The 23148-nt window shown below is 65.6% G+C and carries 20 protein-coding genes; 11 read left to right on the top strand and 9 right to left on the bottom strand.

The features are described from left to right. Positions 1-2 precede the first annotated feature (2 nt). Together LO762_RS09760 and LO762_RS09755 are read left to right on the top strand one after the other, a co-directional pair. On the top strand, positions 3-845 hold the full coding sequence (locus LO762_RS09760; protein ID WP_230614476.1) for a sulfurtransferase: 843 nt from the start codon (positions 3-5) through the stop codon (positions 843-845). 115 nt (positions 846-960) lie between these two features. Then, entirely contained in the window at positions 961-2106 is a 1146-nt protein-coding gene (locus tag LO762_RS09755) for an acyl-CoA dehydrogenase family protein (RefSeq protein WP_230614171.1), read from the top strand. Positions 2107-2403: 297 nt separating this feature from the next. On the opposite strand, the gene LO762_RS09750 is transcribed toward LO762_RS09755, so the two are convergent. The 3 genes from LO762_RS09750 to LO762_RS09740 all read right to left on the bottom strand — a co-directional run bounded on the left by LO762_RS09750 (position 2404) and on the right by LO762_RS09740 (position 8528). Continuing rightward, on the bottom strand, positions 2404-4380 hold the full coding sequence (locus tag LO762_RS09750) for a UvrD-helicase domain-containing protein (RefSeq protein WP_230614170.1): 1977 nt from the start codon (positions 4378-4380) through the stop codon (positions 2404-2406). Between the two features lie 2 nt (positions 4381-4382). Continuing rightward, positions 4383-6287 carry an ATP-dependent endonuclease gene (locus LO762_RS09745; protein ID WP_230614169.1) on the bottom strand — a complete coding sequence of 635 codons (1905 nt, stop codon included), beginning with the start codon at positions 6285-6287 and terminating at the stop codon, positions 4383-4385. 618 nt (positions 6288-6905) lie between these two features. Further along, positions 6906-8528, bottom strand: a complete 1623-nt coding sequence (locus LO762_RS09740) for a hypothetical protein (protein ID WP_230614168.1) — start codon at positions 8526-8528, stop codon at positions 6906-6908. Positions 8529-8646: 118 nt separating this feature from the next. Between LO762_RS09740 and LO762_RS32440 the strand changes: the two genes are divergently transcribed. Together LO762_RS32440 and LO762_RS09735 are read left to right on the top strand one after the other, a co-directional pair. Further along, the gene (locus LO762_RS32440; protein ID WP_255685314.1) at positions 8647-8769 is read left to right on the top strand and encodes a hypothetical protein; all 123 of its coding nucleotides are present in this window, start codon (positions 8647-8649) and stop codon (positions 8767-8769) included. Positions 8770-8984: 215 nt separating this feature from the next. Beyond that, positions 8985-11450 carry a hypothetical protein gene (locus LO762_RS09735; protein ID WP_230614167.1) on the top strand — a complete coding sequence of 822 codons (2466 nt, stop codon included), beginning with the start codon at positions 8985-8987 and terminating at the stop codon, positions 11448-11450. A 199-nt stretch (positions 11451-11649) separates the two neighbouring features. On the opposite strand, the gene LO762_RS09730 is transcribed toward LO762_RS09735, so the two are convergent. The 3 genes from LO762_RS09730 to LO762_RS33410 all read right to left on the bottom strand — a co-directional run bounded on the left by LO762_RS09730 (position 11650) and on the right by LO762_RS33410 (position 14409). Further along, the gene (locus LO762_RS09730) at positions 11650-12036 is read right to left on the bottom strand and encodes a hypothetical protein (protein WP_230614166.1); all 387 of its coding nucleotides are present in this window, start codon (positions 12034-12036) and stop codon (positions 11650-11652) included. Between the two features lie 501 nt (positions 12037-12537). Then, the gene (locus LO762_RS09725) at positions 12538-12834 is read right to left on the bottom strand and encodes a DUF559 domain-containing protein (protein WP_230614475.1); all 297 of its coding nucleotides are present in this window, start codon (positions 12832-12834) and stop codon (positions 12538-12540) included. Positions 12835-12849: 15 nt separating this feature from the next. Next, a complete protein-coding gene (locus tag LO762_RS33410; protein WP_230614165.1) occupies positions 12850-14409 on the bottom strand; it encodes a DEAD/DEAH box helicase in 1560 nt (519 codons plus the stop codon). A 91-nt stretch (positions 14410-14500) separates the two neighbouring features. On the opposite strand from LO762_RS33410, the gene LO762_RS09715 reads away from it, so the two are divergent. The 5 genes from LO762_RS09715 (at position 14501) to LO762_RS09695 (ending at position 17591) form a co-directional block, all read left to right on the top strand. Further along, positions 14501-15007, top strand: coding sequence for a hypothetical protein (locus LO762_RS09715; protein ID WP_230614164.1), 507 nt, complete (start codon positions 14501-14503; stop codon positions 15005-15007). 334 nt (positions 15008-15341) lie between these two features. After that, the gene (locus tag LO762_RS09710) at positions 15342-15596 is read left to right on the top strand and encodes a hypothetical protein (protein ID WP_230614163.1); all 255 of its coding nucleotides are present in this window, start codon (positions 15342-15344) and stop codon (positions 15594-15596) included. Between the two features lie 470 nt (positions 15597-16066). Further along, complete coding sequence (locus tag LO762_RS09705) at positions 16067-16237, top strand: hypothetical protein (RefSeq protein ID WP_230614162.1); 171 nt, start codon at positions 16067-16069, stop codon at positions 16235-16237. Between the two features lie 359 nt (positions 16238-16596). Then, a complete protein-coding gene (locus LO762_RS09700) occupies positions 16597-17031 on the top strand; it encodes a hypothetical protein (RefSeq protein ID WP_230614161.1) in 435 nt (144 codons plus the stop codon). Next, positions 17028-17591 carry a DUF6036 family nucleotidyltransferase gene (locus LO762_RS09695; protein WP_230614160.1) on the top strand — a complete coding sequence of 188 codons (564 nt, stop codon included), beginning with the start codon at positions 17028-17030 and terminating at the stop codon, positions 17589-17591. Before LO762_RS09700 ends, LO762_RS09695 begins: the two co-directional genes overlap by 4 nt. Positions 17592-18346: 755 nt before the next feature. Here LO762_RS09695 and LO762_RS33880 read toward each other — a convergent pair. Further along, positions 18347-19021 carry a helicase associated domain-containing protein gene (locus tag LO762_RS33880; RefSeq protein ID WP_374201548.1) on the bottom strand — a complete coding sequence of 225 codons (675 nt, stop codon included), beginning with the start codon at positions 19019-19021 and terminating at the stop codon, positions 18347-18349. 12 nt (positions 19022-19033) lie between these two features. Continuing rightward, a complete protein-coding gene (locus tag LO762_RS09690; protein ID WP_230614159.1) occupies positions 19034-19879 on the bottom strand; it encodes a helicase associated domain-containing protein in 846 nt (281 codons plus the stop codon). 177 nt (positions 19880-20056) lie between these two features. Between LO762_RS09690 and LO762_RS09685 the strand changes: the two genes are divergently transcribed. Together LO762_RS09685 and LO762_RS09680 are read left to right on the top strand one after the other, a co-directional pair. Then, entirely contained in the window at positions 20057-21115 is a 1059-nt protein-coding gene (locus tag LO762_RS09685) for a hypothetical protein (RefSeq protein ID WP_230614158.1), read from the top strand. Beyond that, positions 21115-22215, top strand: a complete 1101-nt coding sequence (locus LO762_RS09680; protein WP_230614157.1) for an FAD-binding oxidoreductase — start codon at positions 21115-21117, stop codon at positions 22213-22215. Before LO762_RS09685 ends, LO762_RS09680 begins: the two co-directional genes overlap by 1 nt. Here the strand turns inward: LO762_RS09680 and LO762_RS09675 are convergent. Further along, positions 22212-22655: an ATP-binding protein gene (locus LO762_RS09675; RefSeq protein WP_230614156.1), complete on the bottom strand. Its 444-nt coding sequence runs from the start codon at positions 22653-22655 to the stop codon at positions 22212-22214. The genes LO762_RS09680 and LO762_RS09675 overlap by 4 nt on opposite strands. Positions 22656-23148 lie beyond the last annotated feature (493 nt).

The raw sequence follows: 23148 nt of genomic DNA, 5'->3' as shown, positions 1-23148 counted from the left end.
GCATGCTGATCACCCCCGCCGACCTCGCGGCCCGCCTGGACGACCCCACCCTGCGGATCTTCGATACGACGGTCCGCCTCACCCGTCCTCCGGGAGGCGGCCCCTACACGCCCGAAAGCGGCCGCTCGTCCTACGAGGACGCCCACCTGCCGGGAGCGGGTTTCGCCGACCTCGCCGGAGACCTCGCCGCCCCCGACACCCTGCCCTTCACCCTCCCGTCCCCCGAGCGCTTCGCCGAGGCGGCCGGACGGCTCGGGATAGGGCCGGGCGCCCACGTCGTCGTGTACGCGCAGGAGAGCCCCATGTGGGCGACCCGGCTGTGGTGGCTGCTGCGCCACTTCGGCTTCGACGCCGTCAGCGTCCTGGACGGCGGCCTGCCCGCCTGGAAGGCCGCGGGCCTGCCTGTCGCGTCCGGCCGCCCCACCGGGTACGCGCCGACCACCTTCACCGCGCGTCCACGACCCCACCTTGTGGCCACCCGCGCGGACGTGGAGGAGATCGTCGCAAGCGGATCGTCCTGCTTGATCAACGCGCTTGCACCAGAGGCGTTCCGGGGAGAGGGCGTCACCTCCTACAGCCGTCCGGGCCGCATCCCAGGCAGCGTCAACGCCCCCGCACGCTCCCTCCTGGACGACAAGGGCCGCTTCCTGCCTCCTGAAGACCTCGCCTCCCAACTCGCCCCCCTGAGGGGCGAGCCTTCTCTCGTCGCCTACTGCGGTGGGGGGATCTCCGCCACGATCCCCGTTTTCGCGCTCGCCCTCCTGGGCCGCGACGACGTCCGCCTCTACGACGGATCCCTCACCGAGTGGTCGGCCGATCCGTCACTGCCGCTGGAAACCGGCTGATCATTTTGTGACCCCGCACCCGATAGGTCGCCCACGGCACCCCGTGGGCGACCTGTCCCTTGGCGTCGGCTACATTAAGCGAACGCTTAATGGTGGACGAGCCGGGAGGGCCGAGATGCGCCGGACGCTGTTCAACGAGGACCACGAAGCCTTCAGGGACACGGTGCGGGGCTTCGCTGACCGCGTCCTGAAGCCGAACTACCCCAAGTTCGTCGAGCAGCGCTCCATCGACCGCGAGGTCTGGCGCGAAGCGGGCGAGCTGGGCATTCTCGGGCTTGAGGTGCCCGAGGAGTACGGCGGCTCAGGTGCTGACGACTTCCGCTTCAACGTCGTCGCCAACGAGGAGTTCTCCAAGGTCTCCATGGGCTACGCCTCCTGCCTCGGCATCCACGCCGACATCGTCGCCCCCTATCTGGTGAAGCTCACCACCGAGGAGCAGCGGCGGCGCTGGCTCCCGCGCTTCTGCACCGGCGAGCTGTGGACGGCCATCGGCATGACGGAGCCGTCCGGCGGCTCCGACCTCGCCTCCCTCAAGACCGTCGCGGTCAGGGACGGCTCCGACTGGGTCATCAACGGCGGCAAGACCTTCATCACCAACGGCTACTCCGCCGACCTGGTGATCGTCGCGGCCCGCACCGACCCTTCCAAGGGCACCAAGGGCATTTCCCTTTTCGCGGTCGAGGCCGACACTCCCGGTTTTGAGCGCGGCCGTAAACTCCACAAGGTCGGCCAGCCCGAGTCCGACACCGCCGAACTGTTCTTCAGTGACGTCCGCGTCCCCGCCGAGAACCTCATCGGCGAGGAGGGCATGGGTTTCATCTCCATGATGAAACTCCTCCCGCAGGAACGCATCGGCTCCGCCGTCACCAACCTGGCCCACGCCACCCAGATCCTCGAAGAGACCCTGGAGTACGTGAAGACCCGAGAGGCTTTCGGCAGGCCCATCGGCTCCTTCCAACACAACGCCTTCCAACTGGCCGAACTGTTCACCCAGGCCGAAGTCACCCGAGCCTACGTCGACCAGTGCCTGACCGCCCACCTCACCGGCGACATGACCGCCATCGACGCCGCCAAGGCCAAATGGTGGTCCGCCGAAGTCCAGAACACCATCATCGACACCTGCGTCCAACTCCACGGCGGCTACGGCTACATGACCGAATACCGCACCGCCCAAGCCTGGACCGACGCCCGAGTAACCAAAATCTGGGCCGGCTCCAACGAAATCATGAAGTTGATCATCAGCCGCGACCTCGGATTGTAGGCCTGGCCTGCGGTTTTCATGGTTTCAACAGTTCTGCTGGCTACCGCGATGGTAGTTGGAATGGTAGTGATCATGGTTTGGTGCGGGGTCTGTGGAGCTGGCTGGCGCGGCTTGCAGGCCATTGATGTCATATGATGTAGATCTCATTGCTGGGGCGGGCTTCCGGCGTGTCGGATGTCCGCCTCTAGCTTTTTGTAGTCGATCGAATTCCTATTGTGACGGTGGTTGTTGCCCGTGCGGGGCCGAGGATGTTCGAGCCGGGGCTGGAGCGATCCGTCTCCGGTCGAGTACTCGTGCTTAAAGGATGGAACCGAACAGATCGCCAGTTCCGAACAAGGGTTCTGCGACGGCTGCAGATCGTGGCGTGGGGATAGGGATCTGCTCGTTAGCCGAGTGCATTTTCCAGCCGAGTTCCGCCAACCTCGCCAGGTAGGGTTGGGCCGGGTCCTGGTGAACTGCGAGAGCCAGAAGATGCCGGGGGCGTGTTGCCGCGACGAAAGCGAGTCGTGCGGCTTCCCTGGTGCTCTGCTGGGTGTACTCAGTGCGTTGCCCGGTCAGATATGGCAAGAGCGCGCGGAGATCGTGTTTCTGCCCATGCATGTTGACGCATTCCAGGATCAGAGTCGCCGAGTGCGTTTCGCCTTTCGCGCTGTGGGTGGTGCTGAGAACCGCGGGGACCAGTCTTGGCGTCGCGACGGTCTCCTGAAGAGCGATCGAGTCGTGAAATGATAGCCATTCTTCGTGAAGGCTGTTCGTGGTGTGGTCCAAGCCGGTCAACGTGCTCAAGGCGGCCAGCAGCGTGGCTACCTGGTCGGACCACTCCTGCGCGGAGGAGGGCGGGTTTGTCAGCATGTCGAGGATGGCGAGTCGGGTTCGGTGTCCTGCTGTACGCGGGGTGCGGTCGAGGTTGCGCAATGGCGGGAGCCCTGTTGTCAGGGCCTCCTGGCTGCGGTTCGGGTGCAGGGTGCGGGAGTAATGGCGTATGGCTTCCCAAAGTTCCTGGGCCGATTCACCGAGGAGTCTTTCTGGGTGGGTTATGGCGCGGTTGTGGGCAGTACGTACATGGGCGAGTAGTCTGCCTGGACCTCGTGGGGTGGGGGGCGGGGTGTAATGGGGCGCGTAGCAGGTGATGGCTCGGGGAGTAGCTGTTCCGTCGCCTGGGTTGCCGCGCCAGCCGAGAACCCGCGGTGGATGCTCGCGCAAGACGTCGAGTGGGACGATCTGGGCGGCCAGCTTCTCGAAGCGGGGGGTGACGTTGAGGATGGATGCCTCGTCGAAGGTGATGATGGCGAGGGTTCCGGTTGGCGCACCTGAGCTGCCGAGGGTTTGCTGGGGCTCATTGACGGTGAATCGGCTGGCGACTTCCGCGATGGCGTGGCCGAAGCGACGACTGGTGGCGAGATTGATCGTCTTGCCTTGCCGGGGAAACGAGGAACCGACAGACAGTCGGTTCTTGGCATCGAAGATCCTCTGATTGACGTCGCCGACGCGCTGAATCACGTTCCCTTCGGCGCTGAAGACCTGGAGGAGCAGTTCATCCTGCATGATGCTGGTGTCCTGCATCTCGTCGATGAGGACATAGGGAAACCTGAACCTCAGGGCTGCCCCTGCCCAGGGGTGCAGATGAAGGTACTCGGCTGCGATCGCGTACATGTCGTCGTAGCGGTAGATGCCGCGAGAACTGACCTCTTCCTTGAGCTTGATCAGTTGTGCGCCACTGCGAGATGTCTCCCGGTAGGGCGGTTCGTGGATCTGGAGGCTGCTGGTCTTCTGGTCGAAGCGGTAGGTGGCTTCGACGGCCTTCGGGCGTCGGTTGGGACTCATCTCGAGGGCACTACGGAGTGTCCAGTACGGGCTCCGATCAAGGGCCCGCTCCATGACTGCACGGCAGCGTTCATCATCGATGCTTTCGACGGTGATGCCCTTGGAGCGGATCGCGGGCAGGGCGAGGAAGGTATGGGTGAATTCCTGGATCGTCCCGATGAAGTGCGGATACTCCAGCAGCCGTGCTCCTGCCGGTAGGCGCGTTAGGCCGTCGGTGATCTCATGCTTGGCGGTATTGGTGTGGGAGAGCACGCATATGCCACGTGAAGGCTCTGCCCATGACCCGGCGAGTGCCAGGAGTTTGAGGACGACGAGGCTAGTCTTGCCGGAGCCCGGAGCCGCCTGAACGTCGACGGAGTCAGTGGCGAGAAGGAAATCCCACTGCCTGTCGTCGTCGATCGTCAGGCCGAGCTGCCGGGCCAACGGGTCGATCCGGGTGCGGGACGGCATTATCATCGAGCGCTCCCGCACAGGTGCGCGAACGCCTCTGCCAGATACGGCGGCAGGTCCCCAGGGGAGAGCTTGCCGGTCACGTTCGTCAGGATGTGAACGGCGAACTGTGCGGTGACCGCCTTGCTGACGTTGCTGTGCTCCTTACGAAGGGGCCTAAAGATCTCCTCGGCGATCTCTGCGGGCGACTCAACGGTGTGCTGCCACGAGTCGACCTTCTCGCCGGCTTCGGCGAAGATCGCGTCACGCTCTCCGTCGGTCGGCCAGGTGTGGGTCTTGACGATCGAAGCCGCCGATACTGCCTGATGCATGATCTTGGCGAGTGGCCAAGACGCTCGCGCGAGATCGTACTCCAGGGTCCAGTGATCGGCGACGAAGGTCCGGACGCTCTGCCCGTCGAGTTCGTTCAGATTCTTTATATGCTCGGCGTGCTTCTCGGGCGGCATGGTCGCCGCATCGGGGAGTTTCCTGCGCAGGTCCTCGCTGGTCCCGGCCGGAGCGATGTCGAGGTCACGGATGCAGGCGACGGGAATGGGGAGCTCTCGCTCATCCTGCCGCTGGAAGATCCGCGAGTAGCGGAAGAGTCCCACATGACCGACGTTGACGACGCTGACGCCGTCGCGGTTGAAGGAGTAGCCGGCTGCTTTCGCCAGGGCGGGCAGCAGGATCACCTCCGCGTCTCCCTCGACCATGGCCACCGAGCGTGCGAAGAACAGGTTGGCCTTGGTGGCGTCGAGGAAGCGGGAGAGGAAGGCGTAGTCGCTGGGGTTGAGCCGGGTGTGCTGGGCGGCGAGCGGGTAGACGCTGCCGTGCGAGACGATGCTGAGACGTTCGACGGGGATCGTCGAGGCGATGTGCGGGCTGTGGGTGGTCACGATGATCTGCACCTCGTCGGCGGCGGAGCGCTCGGCGAGGAGTTCCATGATGCGGCTTTGCAGCTGGGGATGCAGGTGTGCCTCCGGCTCCTCGATGAGCAGCAGCGGGGCGAGGCCGTGTTTTCCGAGCAGGAGAAGTTCCGCGGCCATGAACAGCGCGTTGTTGTAGCCGAGCCCGTGCCGGGTCGCGTCCGAGCGGCGTCCGTCCGGCGCGAAGGTGAGCTCCAGCCGTTCAAGGATGTGTTGGAGTGAGGCTCCGGTGGCCACGCTGATGCGGCTCGCCAGCGGGTCATCGGCGATGGCGAACTTGGCCAGGTAACTCCGGTCGAGTTCGTCTCTGGCCTGCCTCACAAGTGTGTTGCTCTCGATGCCGTGCTCGGCCTGTCTGATGATGCCGACCAGGGTCTGCGGTGCCTTGTCGCCGCCAGGGACGAAGTCATCGTCCTTCTGGGCTTTCATGTTCGGGTAGTGCTGGAGGATCTGTGACAGCCGCGATCCGCGGCCCGCCCGAAGGGATGCCTCGGCGTCGCGAAGGGGGCGAAGATACGTGGTGCGCAGCAGTTCACGGGCATTGCCGTCGATCGCAGGGCCGTCACCCAGCTCGCCGGCTCGAATACTGGTCGAGATGCGGCCAGGGCCAGCGGAATCCATGATCCGGGCGCGTAGCGTCACGTACAGGCGCGGGCTCTGACTGGGAACCAAGGTGAGGAACTCCGCGAAGCTCGATGCCTCCTCAGCGCTCATCCCCTCGAACACGCAGGTGATGGAGAGTTCGTCGGCACGCTTGTCGGCCCCGCAGTGGAAGTCCTCCAAAGTCACCCGGACCCACTCGGTGGAGGACGACAGCAGGCACAACCGGATGGCGTCGACGATCGCGGTCTTCCCACCATCGTTCTCGCCCACCAGCACGCTCAGCCCCGGCTCGAACCGCACTGTGAGAGCGGCGTCCGCGCGATGCGCTTTCTCCTCGGGGCCGACCTGCTTTGGCCCATAGATCCGAAAGTTCTCAGCACGTACCTCTGCGAGAAACACCCAGCCCCCATCAGCAGGACACAGACTCGAACGGCACCCCCGTGCCTGTTGCAGATGGTAAGACTGAACTACGCGCTGTGTCCCTGTGTTCGCTGTTTTGCTTGATATCGGTGAGGCTGGCCAAGAGAACACGAAGGGCCGATGCTCTGAGCTCCCTACGGTGGAGCCTGTGCGGCTGGGAACGCTGTTTCAGATGATGATTGCGTGTTCCCTGTTGCGAGTGGAGGTGACCGTCAGCCGGGCTTTCGTTCTGGTGCTTGTGGGTGTTCGTGCTGAAGGAGTGGCCGCGGCGGGTCGGGGCCTCGTCAGGCTGTTGCTCTAGGGAGGAGGCGAGCATGCCGACTAGGCCGGTGGTGTCCTAATTCTCGTCGGTGCTCGCGGCGATGTAGCGGCCATGGCGACATGGCAGAGCTGGGTGGAGAGGGCGGGTCGGGTGGCGAGGAAGGACTCCGGAAGGATCTGGCGCCACCATTCGGTGCTCTGGGCGAGGCGACGCCGAGGAAGCGGCCGAGAGCGACGCGGCCGCTCACAGGGCAGAGGCGAAGGCGCCAACTCCAGGTCGGCTGGGAGCTTCGAGCCCGCCGCGCCCACGGGCTGACGGCGGGCGCTCTGGCGCCGTCAACCGGTCGAGGTGTCGGTGTTCAGCCGATAGATCTCGATGCTGTGGTCGGCAGCCGAGGTGAATCGCGCGGTGGCGGGGCTTCCGCAGTCGCGGGCTGCCTGGAGCTCAGGGCGGTTGGTCAGAAGGAAGTGACCGCTGTGGATCCTGACGTCGACGGGCGGGTAGGTGTGGCCCACGCAGGCGAGTTCCCAGGTGGTGTCGAGGGTGAGGGCGCAGTTGTCGGTGTCGATCACGTTCATGGCTTCTGCCAGGCCCTCGGGGGCGAAGGTGATGGAGATGGTGCCGCGTGGCAGCGTTCCCTTGCCGCAGCTGAGAAGGTCGCGTAGCGCGGTCAGCATTGCCACGTCGCCGGCGGAGACCTCGGCAGGGGTGGGGAAGTGGACTCCGGTCAGCTGCCGGAGGTCGTCCAAGAGGGAGACGAGACGTGCAGCGGCGAGGATCGGGATGGGCAGAGGCGTGTCTGCGGTGCCGCGGGCGACGGGCTTCCCGGCTAGGAGCACCTCGACCGTGGGGTGGGTCTGGGAGGCGATGAGCAGGTCGGCCACGGGCCTGATCGCGGAAGGCCACTGCCCGGTCATCGGCGCCAGGTTCAGCTCCATCCCGCCCCGGATTTTCTCGTCCTTCGGATGGTTGACTCGGAGGATTGCTTCGAGGACACCGTAGGGGTCGGTTCCGATTGCAGACATGCCGAGTCGGCCGGTGGTGCGGGTGGTCAGGGCGACGTCGAGGTGTGCTGAGGACCGGCCGTCGGTGGTGAGGATCCGTAGCTGACAGGGCACCGGAGCGGGAGCGGCCTCCTGCGGAGTGGCGAGGTGAAGGTGGTCGTTGTCAGGAAAGGGTCGGAGCTCTTCGACCAGGCGCCCGGCGTCGAGAATCTCGAGCGACTCCACGAAGCGACCATTGATGGTCGTGCTGCCTCCGTAGGCCAGTACCTTCTCTAGGTTCCGCTGGGCGTGAGTGCCTTCGGCGTCGTCGGGAGCGAACTGCAGCCGGGGCACGATCGAGATCGACCCCGCTGACGGATCCGGTGTCATTCTCAGGAGCGTGCCGCCCTCGTGGGTGGCGAAGTCGACACGGTAGTACGGCGATATGTCCTGAGCACGATCGCGCAGTGTCCGGACACGTGCGCTCAGGTCCGGCAGGGTGGCGAGTGCGGCCTGCTCCAGTTGCATTTCCTTGCACCGGGTCAGAAGGCCGTAGTCTGGGCCCTCGACGTAGCGGCGAAGATCGTCGTGGCGGGCGAACTGCTCGTCCAGCCAGTCAACGCCCTGCCACACCAGGATCGTTTTCGGGTACTTCTGCTGGAGTTCGTCGAACCACGCCTTCTCTGCCGGGCTGTGCTCCAGCGGAATGATCAGTCTCCACACGATCGGGTTGAACTTTGCGGCGTTGGCGAGGGACTTCTCGATCTGCTTGCGTTGGGAGCCGCTCAAACGCCTGGTGAAGGACTTGATCTCGAAGATGACCGGGCGCTTGAGGTCGGTGGGCATCCAGCTGTCGACTCCTCCGTCACCGCCCTTCCCGTCCATGCCCCGCGCGGTGGGGTGCAGTCTGCGGATGAGCATTTTGATGGTGCGCTCGATCTGTCCCGGATCGTCGATGGCCTTCCACTGGATCACTTCGTGGTCCCCCGAAAGTTCTGGTTCTGGCGATCAGTACCGCTGACGCTACGCCCGCAGGAGTCTTAGCGTCGCGAAGCTGCCGTAATCCCTTGCTGAAGTGGAGAAGGTGCTGAGCATGACCGACGTCGTCGTCGAGTTTGCAGCCTTCGGCGTGCCGGACCCGACCCCGGAGGACGAGTGGTGCAGCCGTCCGGGCGAGGGCCTGGTCCAACCACATCGGACGTCAAGATCGCGGTGACCTCCATGCTTGCGGAATGCAGGTGTCCTCGGAAGTCGGCTTCGTTTGGAGAAGGCCGAGCTGCGCGAGGTCTTCCTCGCCTGCTGATCCTGACACCCTGTCTGCGGAGGTGGTGACGAGCCAGGGCCGTGGGATCTGCACGATGAAAACTGCTACCCGGCGGTCTCGACATGTGATGGGGTCGGCAGATGGGTTCTCGATCGAAGCGCCGGAAGATGCGCAACAGGCGGCGGCGCAGCGCAGGCTCGGCTTCACCGTCGTTCGATGTGCATACGCAGGTTGTGGTCGACTCGTTGGCGGCGATGGAGCGGTTCATGGAGAGGTTCGCTGCCGACGACGACCCGGTGACGGTGGTCGCCTCGGCCTTCGACATGGCTCTTGGGGAGCTCGTTGAGAAACTGCGAAGGTTCGACGCGATCCGGCTGATCGAAGTGGCCCGGATGGCGTTTCTTCCCATGGCTGTGGACGGCGAGATGCCGACCACCGCGGAAGCGGGTGCCGCGCACGTCGAGGCGCTGTCGCTCATCGCGCTCTCGGCCCGGCAGAAGGATGCGGCCGCCGGCGTAGCTGGATCTGATTCGGTCGAGGCCCAGGAGATGAGCGCGTTCATCTCCGAGGCGAAGGAAGAGCTCGTTGCGCTTCTCTATCTGGCGCATATGCGGTCTGTAGTCAATGCGGACCACGACGACAAACTTGCCATGGTGGCGCTGCTGATCCAAGGTGCCGAGATCTGGATGCGTAACTCGTCCTACCCCGAGATGGTCGAGGCGACCAACCTCGCGCTTCTGGACGGCGAGCCTGTAGTCAGGGAGGCGCTGAACGCCGAGCTCGGCTTCGACGCGACCGATGCCCTTGCCGTGCTGAACGCGTGTCACCGCCTGCAAGAGGTCGGCATGAACAGGCGAATGGGTTCCTACGCCGAAGCGATGGACAGGGCGATGGCCTCCATGGCGGACGGTGGGCCGGACCCGGAGCTCGTGGAGTTCTACCGGTCTCGCTTCAACGCGTTGTTCGAGCCCGAAGCGGATGAGGCCACCGTCGCGATCGAAGCGGTCATCGCAGAGACCGGAATTCCCGCTGACAGGGTCCGGGCTGTTGTCGAGCGGTTCCGGCTGGATCTCGGAACGGCCGCGCCGACGGAGGTCGTTGATGAGTTCGCGATTGGGCGGAACCCGATGCGCGCCCGCCCGCTCATCGTCAGCGGAGATGGGCGCATGATGCTGCCGCATCACGCTCTCAACGCAGCCGCCGTCCGGTACAACCTCGAGGAGCATCTCAAGACATCGAAGGTATGGGACAGGTACGGGAAGTACCGGGGCGATCTGCTGGAGTCACGGACTCGTGCCGCGCTGGCCCGCGTACTCCCTGGTGCCGATTACCGGGACGGGTTCGAGTACTTCGCCCCTGCGAACGACGCCGAAGAGACCGCCGCGGATCCGGCGAAGTACACCAAGAAGGCCGAATGCGACCACCTCGTCCTTCTCGACGACGTCGCCATCATCGTCGAGGATAAGGCCGTCGCGCTGAGCGCCCTGTCCCGCGGAGGGAAGATTAAACGGATCCGTACCGACCTGACCGGCATCATCACCAAGGCCGCTGACCAGGCTGGCAGGCTGCGCGACGGAATCGAACGCGATGGCGGCCTCCGCATCAAGGGAGAAGGCTGGGTCGACCTCAGCCATATCCGCGAGATCCACACCATCGCGGTCAGCCTCGACGACATCTCCACCGTCCTCGCCGCCACGGCGGAGCTGCTCAAGGCCAGAGTGCTCTCCCTCGACAACATCCCCTGGACCGTCTCGCTCCACGACCTAGAGCTGATCACCGAAGTCGTAGCACGCCCGGCCGAGTTCCTCCTCTACCTTCGTCGGCGACGTGAGCCAGACGTCACCGTCATGTTCAGAGCCGCAGACGAACTGGACCTGTTCCTCTACTTCTACGAAACTGGCCTCTGGGTCGAACCCGACCCGAACCTGGTCCGCGCCGCGTACCCCTTCCTCCCTGAGCCGACCACCGCACAACTCCGCCGCTACCGCGAGCAAATGCCGGCCATCCTGACCAGCCGCACTGACCCACTGGACCAGTGGTACTACATGAAGGACCGCCCTGACGCGGACGCGGAGACCGCGCCGAAGCCTGCCATGGTGACATCGCCCGTCGCGCCGCTGATCGATGAACTGCAGTCACGCAATGTCACCGGTTGGCTCAGTATCGGCGCAACACTGCTGGCCGGGGATACACGAACGCAGAGCCAGTTCTCGCGCAACGCGGATGACCTTTTGGATAACCCGTCGCCGCAAGGAGTAGGCCGCAGCCTGACCACTCCGATCACCAGCAGCATCGATCCGGCGGAAGGATGGCTGTTCGTCTGGGTCACCCGCCCACCAGGTGAGACGGCCGCCCATGCCGAGAAAAGGGTCCGCGACTACCTGCGGGCAAAGAAGCACCAGCTCAAGATCCCCCGGGGCGCCGCGTTCCTGTACGACGAGGTGACCCGCGATCTGGTTGATGCGTTCTACGACGGGCACATCGGGCCGCTCGACGGCGGGCTCACAGAGACCCTTCGGTCCTTGCAGCCGGCATCGAGCCTGCAGAACCGCCTCCACCCGAACGCCAACCGACCCCCGCTGGGCGGTAAGAGCGGTCAGCGACCCAAGGCGAAGCAGAAGCGAAGGCGATAGGTTCTGCCCGGCAGGGCCGGTGCACTGCTAGATGGTCTTTAAACGGGTTCTACGGGGCCGAGAAGGAAGCGGCCGAGGCCGAATCACCTGTGTGATCGGGCTTAAGTCGAGATCGTTCACCGGACGAGCGTTCGTCCTGGATCCGGGTCGGTGCCGTTTGCGGCCGCACAGACCCGGACCGGGTCTGGAGGCCGGTGTGCTATCCGCGTTGCGGATGCCTACCGCGATGCGCGGGCTGTCCAGACGGAGTGGACGGGGTCGTCGGCTTCTCGCGTGTGCTGATCAGGTCGTTGAGGACGGCGCGGACGACGGGCCAGCAGAGTTCGACTGTGCCGCGGTCCGGGGGCGGGCCGGGCATGCGCATCTGGGCTCGCGGGTGGACGAGGTTCCGGTACTGGCGGAGGGCCGCGCAGGGGTACCTGGTCACGTCGTTGCCGATCCAGCCGTTGTCTCGTGCGAGAGCCAGCAGGTCGTCCAGGCCGATTCTGTTCAGGTCGGATCGCGGCGGCACGCTGACGGGCCTCGTCGTCGTGGCGTCGATCAGGATGCCCTCGATGAGGCTGCCGAGCATGATGATCGCTGCCACGTGCGAACCGTTCTCGCAGCAGGTGACGGCTTCGTCCAGACGGCTCCGCAGGATGGTGCGCAGGTCCGAAGGCCACACGGCTTTGTCGAGGGCTTCTCGAAGGAGTTCGGGTGCGAAGGATGTGGTGGTGTCCGACCCGGGCGCGCACTCCACTAGCCTGGGTGCGCCGCTGACGCGGCTCACCTTGTACCTCGTCGTGGACGAGGAAGGCGTTGAGCGCTCGCGTCACGTTGGTGACGGTGTCGGCCGGCTCGCCCAGATACTCCCTGCTGTCGGCGAGGCGGAGCAGGACGGCCTCCATTGCCTTCGGGTCGTCGCGGCGTTCCTGCAGCCGGGTGAGGATTCAGAGCCGGCGAGGCGTGCCGTCGTGAGGCGGGACCGAGGGCCACCCGGCGCCAGTGAGGAATTTCGCGAGGCCTGGTCCGGACCTGTAATGGAGTTCGTCGTCAGCGGAGATGAGATAGGCGAGCTCTTCCAGGGTGTTGTCGTCGAGGCGGCGCATCATCGTCCTTTCGCGGGATGGATGCCGAGGCGGTCGAGGAGAGCCCACAGGGGGCGAAGCGAGGCGTCGGGGTCGAGGAGGAAATCACTCTCGCGGAGTCGCCAGACCGTCCATCCGGCGCGGCGGAGGATGCGTTCGCGCAGCAGATCGTTCTGCGCCTGTTCGGGGCTGCTGTGCCAGTAGCGCCCGTCGCACTCCACTGCGAGACGCCCCTGTTCGCCGACGATTACGAGGTCGATGCGCATGCGGCGGCCGGCCGGATACTGCGGAACGACCTCGTATCCGCGTTCTCTGATCTTGAGGAAGACCTTCTACTCGAAGAGCGAGTCGAACTCGGGGCGTTTGGTGTGCAGGTCGGCGTTCGCCAGGTGCCGGGGCGTCGTCTCGCGCGTCGGGGCGTCGAGCATGTGCTTCAGCAGCGATGCCCTGAGGTCCTCGCTCTTCAGCTGAGCGAGGGTCGTCGAGGTGAAGAGGACGAGCTGATCGCGGGCCCGTGTCGCCGCGACGTTCCAGCGCTGCCGCTCGAAGTCCGCCCCTCCCTGGATCCGGGGCGTGTCCACGGCGATCATCGACAAGAGGACGACGTCGCGCTGATCGCCCTGGAAGTCCGGTGGAGTACCGACCCTGATTTTGAGTCTTTCGCGGAGAGCCTGGTCGGGGAGATGCTCGTCGAGCAGTTGCTCGATGAGCCTGATGTGGCCGCTGCGTTCGCCGCCCTGCAGGGTGATGATCCCGAAGGTCTTCCCGCTGTAGGCAGGGTCCTCGGTCATCGCTTTGAGTTCGGTGACGAGCCTCTCCGCCTCCGGTGGGCTGCGAAGGCTCTGTTCGCGCCCTTCTCGGTAGCCGCCCGGTACCTCCACGACGCGGAGCGGCGGAAGCCGATCCGTGCGGTACTGGCGCAGGGGAGTGAGTGACCCGTCGTAGAACATGCGCGACGACCAGTCGATGATCTCCGGCATTGACCTGTGGTGGTCGGTCAGCCGCTGTCCGCCCGGGAACCGCACGTTCATCAGCTCGTACAGGTTCGACTTCGGTGTGAGGTTGTGCCGGAACGCCCTGGGCACGTCGGGCAGGTACTCCTCGATCCGTTCGTAGATCGGTTCGAGTTCTCCGCTGACCCGCATCGGCGGCGAGCACTGCTTGTCGTCTCCGACCACGATCACCTGGGGCGCGAGCCAGAGGAGGAACGCCGATTCGACGGGAAGCTGGCTGGCTTCGTCGATGATGATCACGTCGAACGCGTCAGGCCGCGGCTCGATCGTCTCCGCGACCTGCCGGACCGGCATCACCCAGGCCGGCACCGCGTCGCGGGCGAGCCGCATGGCCTCCCGCGCACCCTGCCTGTGCCGACCAGCGTACCGGCCCTTACCGCGGCCGACCCTCTGTACTTCTCGGGCGAAGGAGCGGAGCGCCGAAGCCTCGCGGACGGTCATGCGCCGCAGGCAGTGCCACCAGGCCTGTTCGGAGGCGAGTTCGGCGGTGGTCCGCATGAGGGTGTCCTCAAGGCGGTCCAGGTTCCCCTGCAGCTCGGTGGCCGACTCGGTGGAGTGGGTGCGTATCGCTGCGGCCACAGCGGACCAGGCCCATGCCTCGGCGAGGGACTCCAGACGAGAGGTCCAGTCGCCCCCTGCCGTGGCCGAGGTGAGTTCGTGGGCGAGAGCAGGGTGCACGGCGGCCAGCCGCCCGATGAGTTCGCGGCGTCCCTCTGCCAGCCGCTGATTATGGACGCGCGTTTCCCAGATCCCGAACGCCGTCGTGTAGGCGGCGAGGTCTGATCGCCCGATGGCACGGGCGATCTCGCGAAGGAGCGGGTGGTCGGGCTCCGCTGACCCGGGATCGGAGCGCATCGAGTTCGCGTCTTGCCCGAGCACGTCTCACATGTGCGGGTGCGGTTACGAAGCCCTCGGTGAGAGCCTGCCAGTCCCACGCGCCGTTCTCCTGGGTGGCATTGCGACGTGGCAGATGACGGTGGAGATCGCCGAGTGCTTCGCCGAAGCGGATCAGCTCCGCGAGGTCGGCTTCCCATCCGACGAGGGCTTCGAGGTTCTGCGTGACGTCGGTTTGCGTGCCGGTGGCGACGCCGCTCCTCCGCCACCGATCGGTCAACCCGTTGAGAACGGCGAGCGCGCGAAGGGCTGTCGCCAGGACGTCGAAATCGTGGGGCACGGCAGGCTTCTGGCCGTCGATGAGGCACCCGTCCAACATGCGCTCCGCGAGCCGTTGCTGAGGGCTCTTCTTGAACCTGCCGGTCAGCCCTCCCTGCTTGAGGTAGCGGCTGTAGGACTCCGCGGCCGAGGCGGCTTCGGCTGCCGTTGCGTCGTGCGGCGCTGGAATCTGGAGGCGGCGGCCTGTGAGTCGCGCCAGAGCCCGAGCGGTCGGCGCGGCGGCCCGGGTGGCTTCCGACAGGTGCTTCCAAGTCGAGACCTCCCCACCACCGAGGAGCGAGAGCGCTGCTGCTGTCTGCCATGAACGCGACGGCCATGAAGCGGGGGCTTCGTGGAGGCCCAGGGCCTCCAGGGCGCTGCGCGCGCTCCCATAGGGTTTTCGCCGCGCGGAAGGCGTCCTCGTCGAGCGCGCTGAGCCTCTCGGCGACGCGTGCTCCGACATCGCTGGACGGCAGCATCTGATGAGCCGCTGAGATGATGTCGGAGAACTGATCGGGAACCGGGAGGAAGCCGGTTCGCAGCGCGGGGAGCGGCTGCTCGTCCGGCACGCGGACGTCGAGGAGCCGCGCGAGTTCCTGCGCCTCCTGCGAGTCCAGGGGGGCCTGAGCCGTGGGCCGCGGCATGACGCCTATCCAGGAGTGCGCGGCCGCGAGGTCGGCCACGCGCTCGGCGATGTCGGCGCGACGACCGCGGTACCCGGGCGCGACCTCTCCGAGGTCTGTGGTCTCCGCTTCGACGAGCTTCCACAGACGGTCTCGGGCTTCGACCAACTCGGCTCGAACCGGCACGGCGTCTCCAGTCCGTGGGAAGCCCTTCTGCACGAGGGCCGTCGCGTGATCGTCCAGAGGGTCGGAGATCTCGCCGAGAGTGCTTCGCACCGGCTCGACGCGTGAGCCGAAGTATCCGTCGAGCTCCGTGAGGAAGTACTGGTCCTCCAGAGCCGTTTCGCCTTCTTCACGAAGGTGCACGCTCACTCGACCAGTCTGCTTGTCCACCGAGATTTCGGCCGAAGCGGTGAGTAGGTGGCGGAAGACTTCGTCCCCGCGGGGCGAGCGCCAGCAGAGAAGCCCGACGCCGAGGACCAGTTCTTGGGTGTCGCTGTGGAGGTCCAACTGCCGGGCGGCCGCGAGTTCTCGCGGAGGCTCTCTCGGCGTTGCCGTGCGGTTTCTGACTCGGCCCAACGTGTCCAGCGAGCGAGCCACTCATCGAACCGCTTCGCGCCGAGGCCGGTCGGCACCTCGATCATCGGCATGCCCTCGGGCGCAGGCTCCGGATGCTGGGGCCGCAGCAGCTTCGGAACCACCGTGGGATCTGACCAGCCGCCGTCGATACGTCCTTCGAATACGGAGGGAGGAGCAGGAGGGTGCTCAGAACTTTCCAGGTCGAGTGCAAGGAGAAGTCCGTTCCGACCGGTCGTCGGAAGAGAGACGCCGTTCGGGAGTTCCGCGAGCCACCAGGAATCGAGACCGCGCGCAGTGCGGTTGAGCGGCTCGGCCGCGCGGACCAGTTCGCCCAGGTAGCCGGCGAGGCCTAGTGAAGCATCTCTGATCTTGGGATCTGACGGATCCACAAGGACCGCCTTTCGGTGGAGGGAGGCCAGCCCTCCAGAATTCGAAAGAACCCTGTCGTCCACAACGCAGTGGCCCGATTGGGACACCCAGGGTGAGATAACGCTGTCCTGCGAGAAAGCGGGATCCACTTCAGGCGTACAGCGGAGGTCTTGAGACGCCCCTCCGTGGCACGGACCGGCTGCCTCAGTGCCACGGGTGGCTTGAGGTCGTCACGCGCTCGTGCCGGTGCGCTCGCAGCAGGTATGACGGCGGTGCTGGTAGTGATCGCAGCCATGCGGTCGGAGCCCGAAGGGCGGCAGGACCTGTGAGTAGACTTCGGGCTATGTCGGAGGGGTCGATGGATGATGCGGACCGCGAGGCGGTCGAGCGCTTCGTGTCCGTGTCCGAGCGTCGGCTGTCGCGTGAGGCGGAGCGGTCCTTGTGGTTGAACCGTGCCGTCGTGACGGAGCTGGAGTCTGACGCTGATCGTGTGTTGGGGATAGCCCGCCGCAATCTGGAGCGCATGCGGGGCAGAGAGGGGTGGGGACGCAATCCCTGGCTCGTGCGGTGGAGGATCGTTCTCGATTCCGGGGTCGATGCGGTGATCGAAGTGCTTTTGTCGCGTGACCCGGAGGCTGTGGAATTGCGACAGAACACGCCTTTCGCGGGAGTGCTGCCTCAGGAGGATCGTGAGCGCCTCCTCGCGGGGTTCGGCAGGTACTGGACCCGTGTGAACAAGCGGTCCTCGGAGTCCACCGAGGCTAGTGTTGAGGCGTGAAGCGCGAAGAGCTGAATGACCTACTGATTCTGATCGGCAGGCTCGGCGGGGAGATCCTGGTGGTCGGAAGCCAGGCCATCCTCGCAGCGGTGCCGGAAGAGCGGCTTCCGCCCGAAGCAACGGCGTCCGTCGAGGTGGACGTAACGTTCCTTGATGGTGACGAGGAAAAGTCGGACATCGTGGATGGCGCGCTCGGTGAGTACTCGCGCTACCACGAGGAACACGATGTTTACGCCCAAGGCGTCGGATTGAATACGGCCAAACTGCCCGAAGGCTGGAGGCAGCGGCTTGTCCGATTCGAAGGACTGCCAGATGAAGTCGTCGCTTACGCCCCTGAACCGCATGACCTTGCCGCAGCGAAGGCGATTGCAGGCCGAGAGAAGGATGCGACCTACGTTCTGTCCCTAATCGCCGCAGGTATTCTCGATCCGAATACGCTCTCCGAGCGCCTGGCCCATATGCCGGAAGGGGTGCCACCGGAGATGATCGCCATGGTGCAGGGCCAGATAGCCCATCTGCGATTCGGGGACGGCGATACCGCTACTGAACCGCGTTCCTAAAATGGACTCGAAAACTCCCCGCACTTGGCCTTGGCCTTGGCGTGAGCGGGTTTCGCCACGTTGCGCGGCGGACAATGGCCTTCTGCCGAATTTTCGGCGGGAGTCCGGTGAAGCCTGGGCCCGGCTCCAACGAAATCATGAAACTAATCATCTCCCGCGACCTCGGATTGTAGCCCTGACCTGCTGTTTTCATGCTTCGCCCGGATCTGTGTGCTACCCCGATGGTAGTCGGAATGGTAGTGATCATGGATCTGGGCGGATCATGTGGTGTCCTCTGCTGAAGGCTCTGGAGTGATGATGAGGCATGATGCAAATCACATCTAATGGTGGGTCGGTTGCCTATCGAACACTACTCTGAGTAGCAGGAATCGGGGCGATGGGTAGTCGAGGTGTAGTCCTTCGCTTGGTTGAACGGGAGCGGTTCAGGGGTGAATGGTGCCCGCTTTGAACCATTCGTGGGCGATGGACTCGGCCGGAGCTGAAAGGTCGCTGAGAAGGACGACGGCGAGTCGGTTCCTCGCGCGGGAGCAGATACGTAGAAGAGGTTCTTGGTGAGGGCGATTCGGTCTTTGGTTCCGAAGGGACTGAGAGAAGTTCATCCATATGCTGCCGCGCCTGGAGCCTCCCAAGTGCGGTCCTTTGGTGGTTGATTCCCCGGTGGAGGCCATGTCCTTCCGCTGGCGGGTGCTCTGGTCGGAGCGCCCGACAAGCGTGTTCGGTCCTTGTCGCGGAGCGTCGAGATTCTTTCTTGATGGTCATGACCGAGAAGCTTTTCCCCGAGTCTGTCCTTCTTGTGAGTTGGCGGCGCTGGTCCATGTGGCGTCGAGTTTGTCAAGGTATGCGCGGAGTACGGGGGCTCGCTCTTCGTCGGTTCGCATGCGGCTGCGCTGGTGTGTCAACCACGCGGACAGGTTCAGGTCGTCGTGTGTGTAGGCGGGTGGGAGTTTCAGGTTGCCGTGGGTGGCCGCATATTCGGCGAGCGCGGTCAGTGCGGCGGCGTGCGGACCGAGTACCGGATCCCACCAGCCGAGATCCGGGTTCCGGCGACCGGCTGCGTCGCCTCTCAGGTGGAGGTGACCGTGCGACTGGTGGATCTCTTTGAGGTCGGCGAGGGAATCGTGGTCGAGCAGTCGGGCCTCCACCCAGGCCGTGAGGTCGACGCCGTCGATGACGTATTCTGCGGTGACTTTGAGGTCACCGTGGAGCTTGAAGTATGTTCGGGCGGTTGTGAGGCCGCGGTCCCAGTAGCGGTCAGAGGTATCCCAGACGATTCCGATCCCTTCCAGGGCTTTGACGCGCTCTGGCGCCAGTGTTCCTTTCTGGTAGCGCCAGGAAAGCCACAGCCTGAGTGGGAATCCGTCGTGGCAGAGGTAGGTGGTGGGGACGGCGAGATGCTTGTGCTTGACGAAGTACTCGCGGGCGCGGGTGATTCCGTCAGCCCATTATCTTGTCAGGTTCTTCCAGTCGATGCCGAGCTCGGTCAGGAGCCGTTCTTGTTCGGTGGGCAGTTCACCGCGGCGGTGGCGTGTTCGTTGCGCCACCACCCATTTGCCGACGTGGTAGCCACTGGCGTTGACGTACCGCAGCGGCGCGTTCGGGTGTCCGTGCTCTCGCTGACAGGCCGCCGCGTGCTCGTAGCCGTTGAACCATCTGGGCGTCCCCATGGTGACGGCACGGACCAGGAGGTCGCGGGCACGGCCGGCACTGCTGCCTGGCATCTCGATCCAAGGGGGCGGCGTGCCGTCATCGGTGGAGGGGGTGCCCTGGGGCAGGCGTGCTGCGGACGCTCGGGCTTCGTCGAGCCAGGCGGACAGCCTCTCGTCGTGCGCGCGGAGAGTTCTGACGACGTGTCCGACCGTGGCGAAGGCACTGTCGTCGAGTACCGCTTCCGCGTCGGCACCTTCCGGCACGATGATCGTCTCGGTCTTGCCCGGGTCTGACCCGGCTCGCAGGACACGGCCGATCGCCTGTATGGCATCGACGATCGAGTTGCGGGGGTCGGTGAAGAGCACCGCGTCCAAGGCGGGCACGTCGACACCTTCGGTCAGCAGCCTCGCGTTCGTGATGACCGTCGTCTCATGGCCCGGCCCGGCGAGCCGGGCCGGGATCGCGCGCCGGTCGGCTGGCGCCATGGTTTTGTCGACGGAGTAGGCGGCAAGGTGCTCAGGTTTTTGGTCGGGAGCCAGCAGGGCCGCGGTTGCCGACAACGTCGACGCGAAGGCTCGGGCGGCGCTCGCTGACCTGCGAGCCAAAGGAAAGCGTCCGCGAGAAGCGTGGCGGTTGGCCAACGGTTTCTCCCTGGACGAGGCCGCGCTGCGGTTCAGCGTCGGCCGGGAACGTCCCATAGGACGCAATCGCGTCTACGAGTGGGAAGTATGGCCGAACAACCTCCGGTCTCAGGCCCGGCCGACCATCGCGACGCTGCAAAAGCTCGCCGGCGTCTATTCCTGCGGAGGCGCAGCACCATGAGCTTGGGCGCGCCGACTCCCACCGCCGTCGCTCCACCGGCTGACCACGGCACGACCCCGATCGACGCCGCCGCTGACGAGTCGGCGGCGATGGCGACCTGGATGGCCTCCACCAACGTCGATGATCGGTTGGTCGAAGAGCTGTCCCGGCAGGTTCGTGCGATCTCCGCAGCCTATTTGTGGAGTCCTCCGCTACCTCTGCTCAACCGCACGCGCCGTCTGCGCGGCCAGGTCGCCAAGCTTCTCCAGGGACGCCAAAGCCCGGCTCACTCGCGGGATCTCTACCTCATCAACGCGCGGCTCAGTTCCATCCTGGCTTGGATGGCCGGAGACCTCGGGGCATACGGCGCTGCGGGCGAGCACGCCAGCGCTGCCTGGATGGCCGCGAACCTGGCCGAACACCCCGGCGCTCTCACCTGGGTGCGGGCCACGCAGAGCAAGCTCGCGTACTGGTCCGGAGCCTTCGCCGATTCCGCCGACCTCGCCGCCGACGGTCTCACCTATCCCGGCACCGACGGAGGCGTTCTTCTCCTCCATCTGCTGGAAGCCCGCGCCTACGCGCGCATGGGAGCCGTCAACGCGGCTGACGGTGCCCTGCGGGCGTGGAGGTCGGCCCGGGAACGGGGAACGGGCGCGGACGAAGTCGGGGGAGTCCTCGGACTGAGCATGGCGCAGCAGCACTACCTCGCGGGCAGCGTGCTCCTGGAGCTTCGCCAGCCCGGCGACGCCCTCGGCGAAACCCGCACCGCTCTTGGCCTTTTCGAGACCGCTCCTCCGATGGAACGGTTCCTCGGGGCCGAAGCGTGCGCGCGCCTCGACGCGGTCCGCGCCTGCCTGGACACGCGTAACCTCGATGGAGTGGAAGCAGAGCTCGCCCCCATCCTCGCCATCGAGCCGGACCAACGACTCGACACCCTGTCCACCGGCCTCAGGCTCGTCCAACGCGACCTGGCCGCTCCCCACTACCGCGACACCCCCGTCGCCCGCGACCTCCAAGGGGCCATCAGCTCCTTCATGGCCGACACCGCCAGCCGTCAACTGGAGCTGCGCTCCTGATGCCGACCTCGGTCCTCATCGTCGGCGCCGGGATCATCGGGACCGCCCTCGCCGACCGCCTCGCACCTCACTCCACCGTCACCCTGCTGGACGCCAGCGAGCCCGGTAGCGGCACCACCGCGACGAGCTTGGCCTGGATCAACGCCAACAGCCCCCAACCCAGCACCTACCATGCGCTGCGCACCGAAGCCCTTCGCCCTTGGGACAGGCTCTCCGCCGAGTTCGGCCGACCCACCTGGTACCAGCCGACGGGAAACCTCACCTGGTCGAACACCGGAGACGATCTCGCCAACCGCGTCGCAGCCCTCGCCGCGGCGGGCTACCCCGCACAGCTCCTGACCCGCGACGCCGCCCGCAAGACCGAGCCGCACCTGGACCTCCCGCCCGCCGCAACGGTCGCGCACTTTCCGTTGGAAGGCCACATCCATGGCCAAGAGGCGGCCCAAGCCCTCGCGGGCCGCGCCGTCGAGCGCGGTGCCCACCTCGTCCGAGGCACCGGCGCCGAGCTGATCACCAGCGGTACCGCGGTCACCGGAGTACGCCTCGACAACGGCACCACGGTGACCGCCGACATCACAGTCTGCGCGGCCGGCTGGCGCACACCGGACCTGCTCGCCACCATCGGCACAACTCTGCCCGTCCACGACCCGCGTGTTCCGGGCTCCACCACGCAGTGCATGGTCGCCGCCACAACTCCGACTTCACGTCGGCTTGTCAGGGGGGTCGTCCACGGCCCCGACCTCTACATGAGGCACAGCCTCACCGGCGGCCTGGTGTTGGAGGCCCGCGATACCGACACCGCCACCGACCACACCACCACGCAAGCGGAGCTCGACGAACGAGCCGGCGAACTCCTCGCCCGTGCACGCTCGCGGCTGCCCGAGCTTGAGGACGTCCGCATCCACAAAGCTCGCCGCTGCATCAGACCGATGCCCCTCGACGGACTCCCACTCACCGGGCAGATCAGACCGGGCCTCTACACCGCCTTCACCCACAGCGGCATCACCTTGGCCGCCCTTCTCGCCGATCTCATCAGCAACGACCTCCTGCACGGCACCGACAGCCTCGCCGACTACCGGCCGTCCCGCGCATCAGGCTAAGCAGCGCCCGGATCTTCTCCAAAGCCGAGCAGCGCCCAAGCCCGCCTTTTGCCGTCCTCCCCGCGTTCCCAGCCGCTGTCCCAGGCGACGGCCTCCACGATGCCCAGCCCCCGCCCGTTCTCGGCCAGCTCGTCGATGTCGGCCGGAGCCGGATCACCGCCGGTTGCGGTCTCGTTGGAAACCTCGACCAGCACGGAGACATCGGTGAAGGTCAGGCGGATCTCCGCCGTGCCTCCCTCGACCCCGTGTCGCACCGCGTTGGAAAAGTACTCCGAGACGACCAGCTCGGCGGTCTCAGCCGCAGGGTGGCCGCTCTCATGCCCTACCTTCGCCCGCACCTCATCCTTGACCCACCGCCGGACGGCCGCGCTGGATGCGCTGACCGCAGCGAAGGATTTCTCCACCGATGTCACGGAGTCGGTCGCTGTCGAAGGGGTCATCGCGGGAGCTCCGTCTCTCCTTGGATATGAGGTCGCGCTCCGCCGAATCGTCGGGCGCGGAGTGTGCCACTCAGCACACTCTCCCGATCTAAGCCGCTCACATCCGACACCGCGTCCCGAAGAGAAAGGATGCTTTGTCCGTTCGCGCTGACGCTCTGAACAGGCGATGTCGGCATCCCGGCCGATTTTGTACCAGCCCGAAGTCGGGAAAGGTCCGGATCCCGACGGCCCCTCGGGCTTCGGCCCTCCGGATTCCGACTACGCCAGGAGATTACGCCAGGAAAGACGAATCCGTCGATCCTAGCCACGACTACGCACGGCACAATCCGACGAGGACGCGGTAGCCGAACAGCAGCCCCCTCACTCTCGATGGGAAGCGTCAGCCAGAGGGTTGGATACTTCGACCTTCAGCCCCTGGGTAATATCTGGACGAAACGGAATAAGGTGTCGAGTCGGACTTATACCCATTTGGTCTTGGGGTTGTAATCTGGGC

Origin of the sequence: Actinocorallia sp. API 0066, from assembly GCF_020991275.1 — a bacterium.
Classification (GTDB): domain Bacteria; phylum Actinomycetota; class Actinomycetes; order Streptosporangiales; family Streptosporangiaceae; genus Actinocorallia.
The sequence above is the reverse complement of the archived record's forward strand: the minus strand, read 5'-3'. Positions and strand labels throughout refer to the sequence as shown.

Coding starts and splice junctions, on each gene's coding strand:
- LO762_RS09675 (WP_230614156.1), bottom strand. CDS start 22,655: ATGACCCCTTCGACAGCGACCGACTCCGTGACATCGGTGGAGAAATCC.
- LO762_RS09700 (WP_230614161.1), top strand. CDS start 16,597: ATGTCGGAGGGGTCGATGGATGATGCGGACCGCGAGGCGGTCGAGCGC.
- LO762_RS09760 (WP_230614476.1), top strand. CDS start 3: ATGCTGATCACCCCCGCCGACCTCGCGGCCCGCCTGGACGACCCCACC.
- LO762_RS09750 (WP_230614170.1), bottom strand. CDS start 4,380: ATGCCGTCCCGCACCCGGATCGACCCGTTGGCCCGGCAGCTCGGCCTG.
- LO762_RS09680 (WP_230614157.1), top strand. CDS start 21,115: ATGCCGACCTCGGTCCTCATCGTCGGCGCCGGGATCATCGGGACCGCC.
- LO762_RS09735 (WP_230614167.1), top strand. CDS start 8,985: ATGCGCAACAGGCGGCGGCGCAGCGCAGGCTCGGCTTCACCGTCGTTC.
- LO762_RS32440 (WP_255685314.1), top strand. CDS start 8,647: ATGACCGACGTCGTCGTCGAGTTTGCAGCCTTCGGCGTGCCGGACCCG.
- LO762_RS09755 (WP_230614171.1), top strand. CDS start 961: ATGCGCCGGACGCTGTTCAACGAGGACCACGAAGCCTTCAGGGACACG.
- LO762_RS09715 (WP_230614164.1), top strand. CDS start 14,501: ATGACGGTGGAGATCGCCGAGTGCTTCGCCGAAGCGGATCAGCTCCGC.
- LO762_RS09685 (WP_230614158.1), top strand. CDS start 20,057: ATGAGCTTGGGCGCGCCGACTCCCACCGCCGTCGCTCCACCGGCTGAC.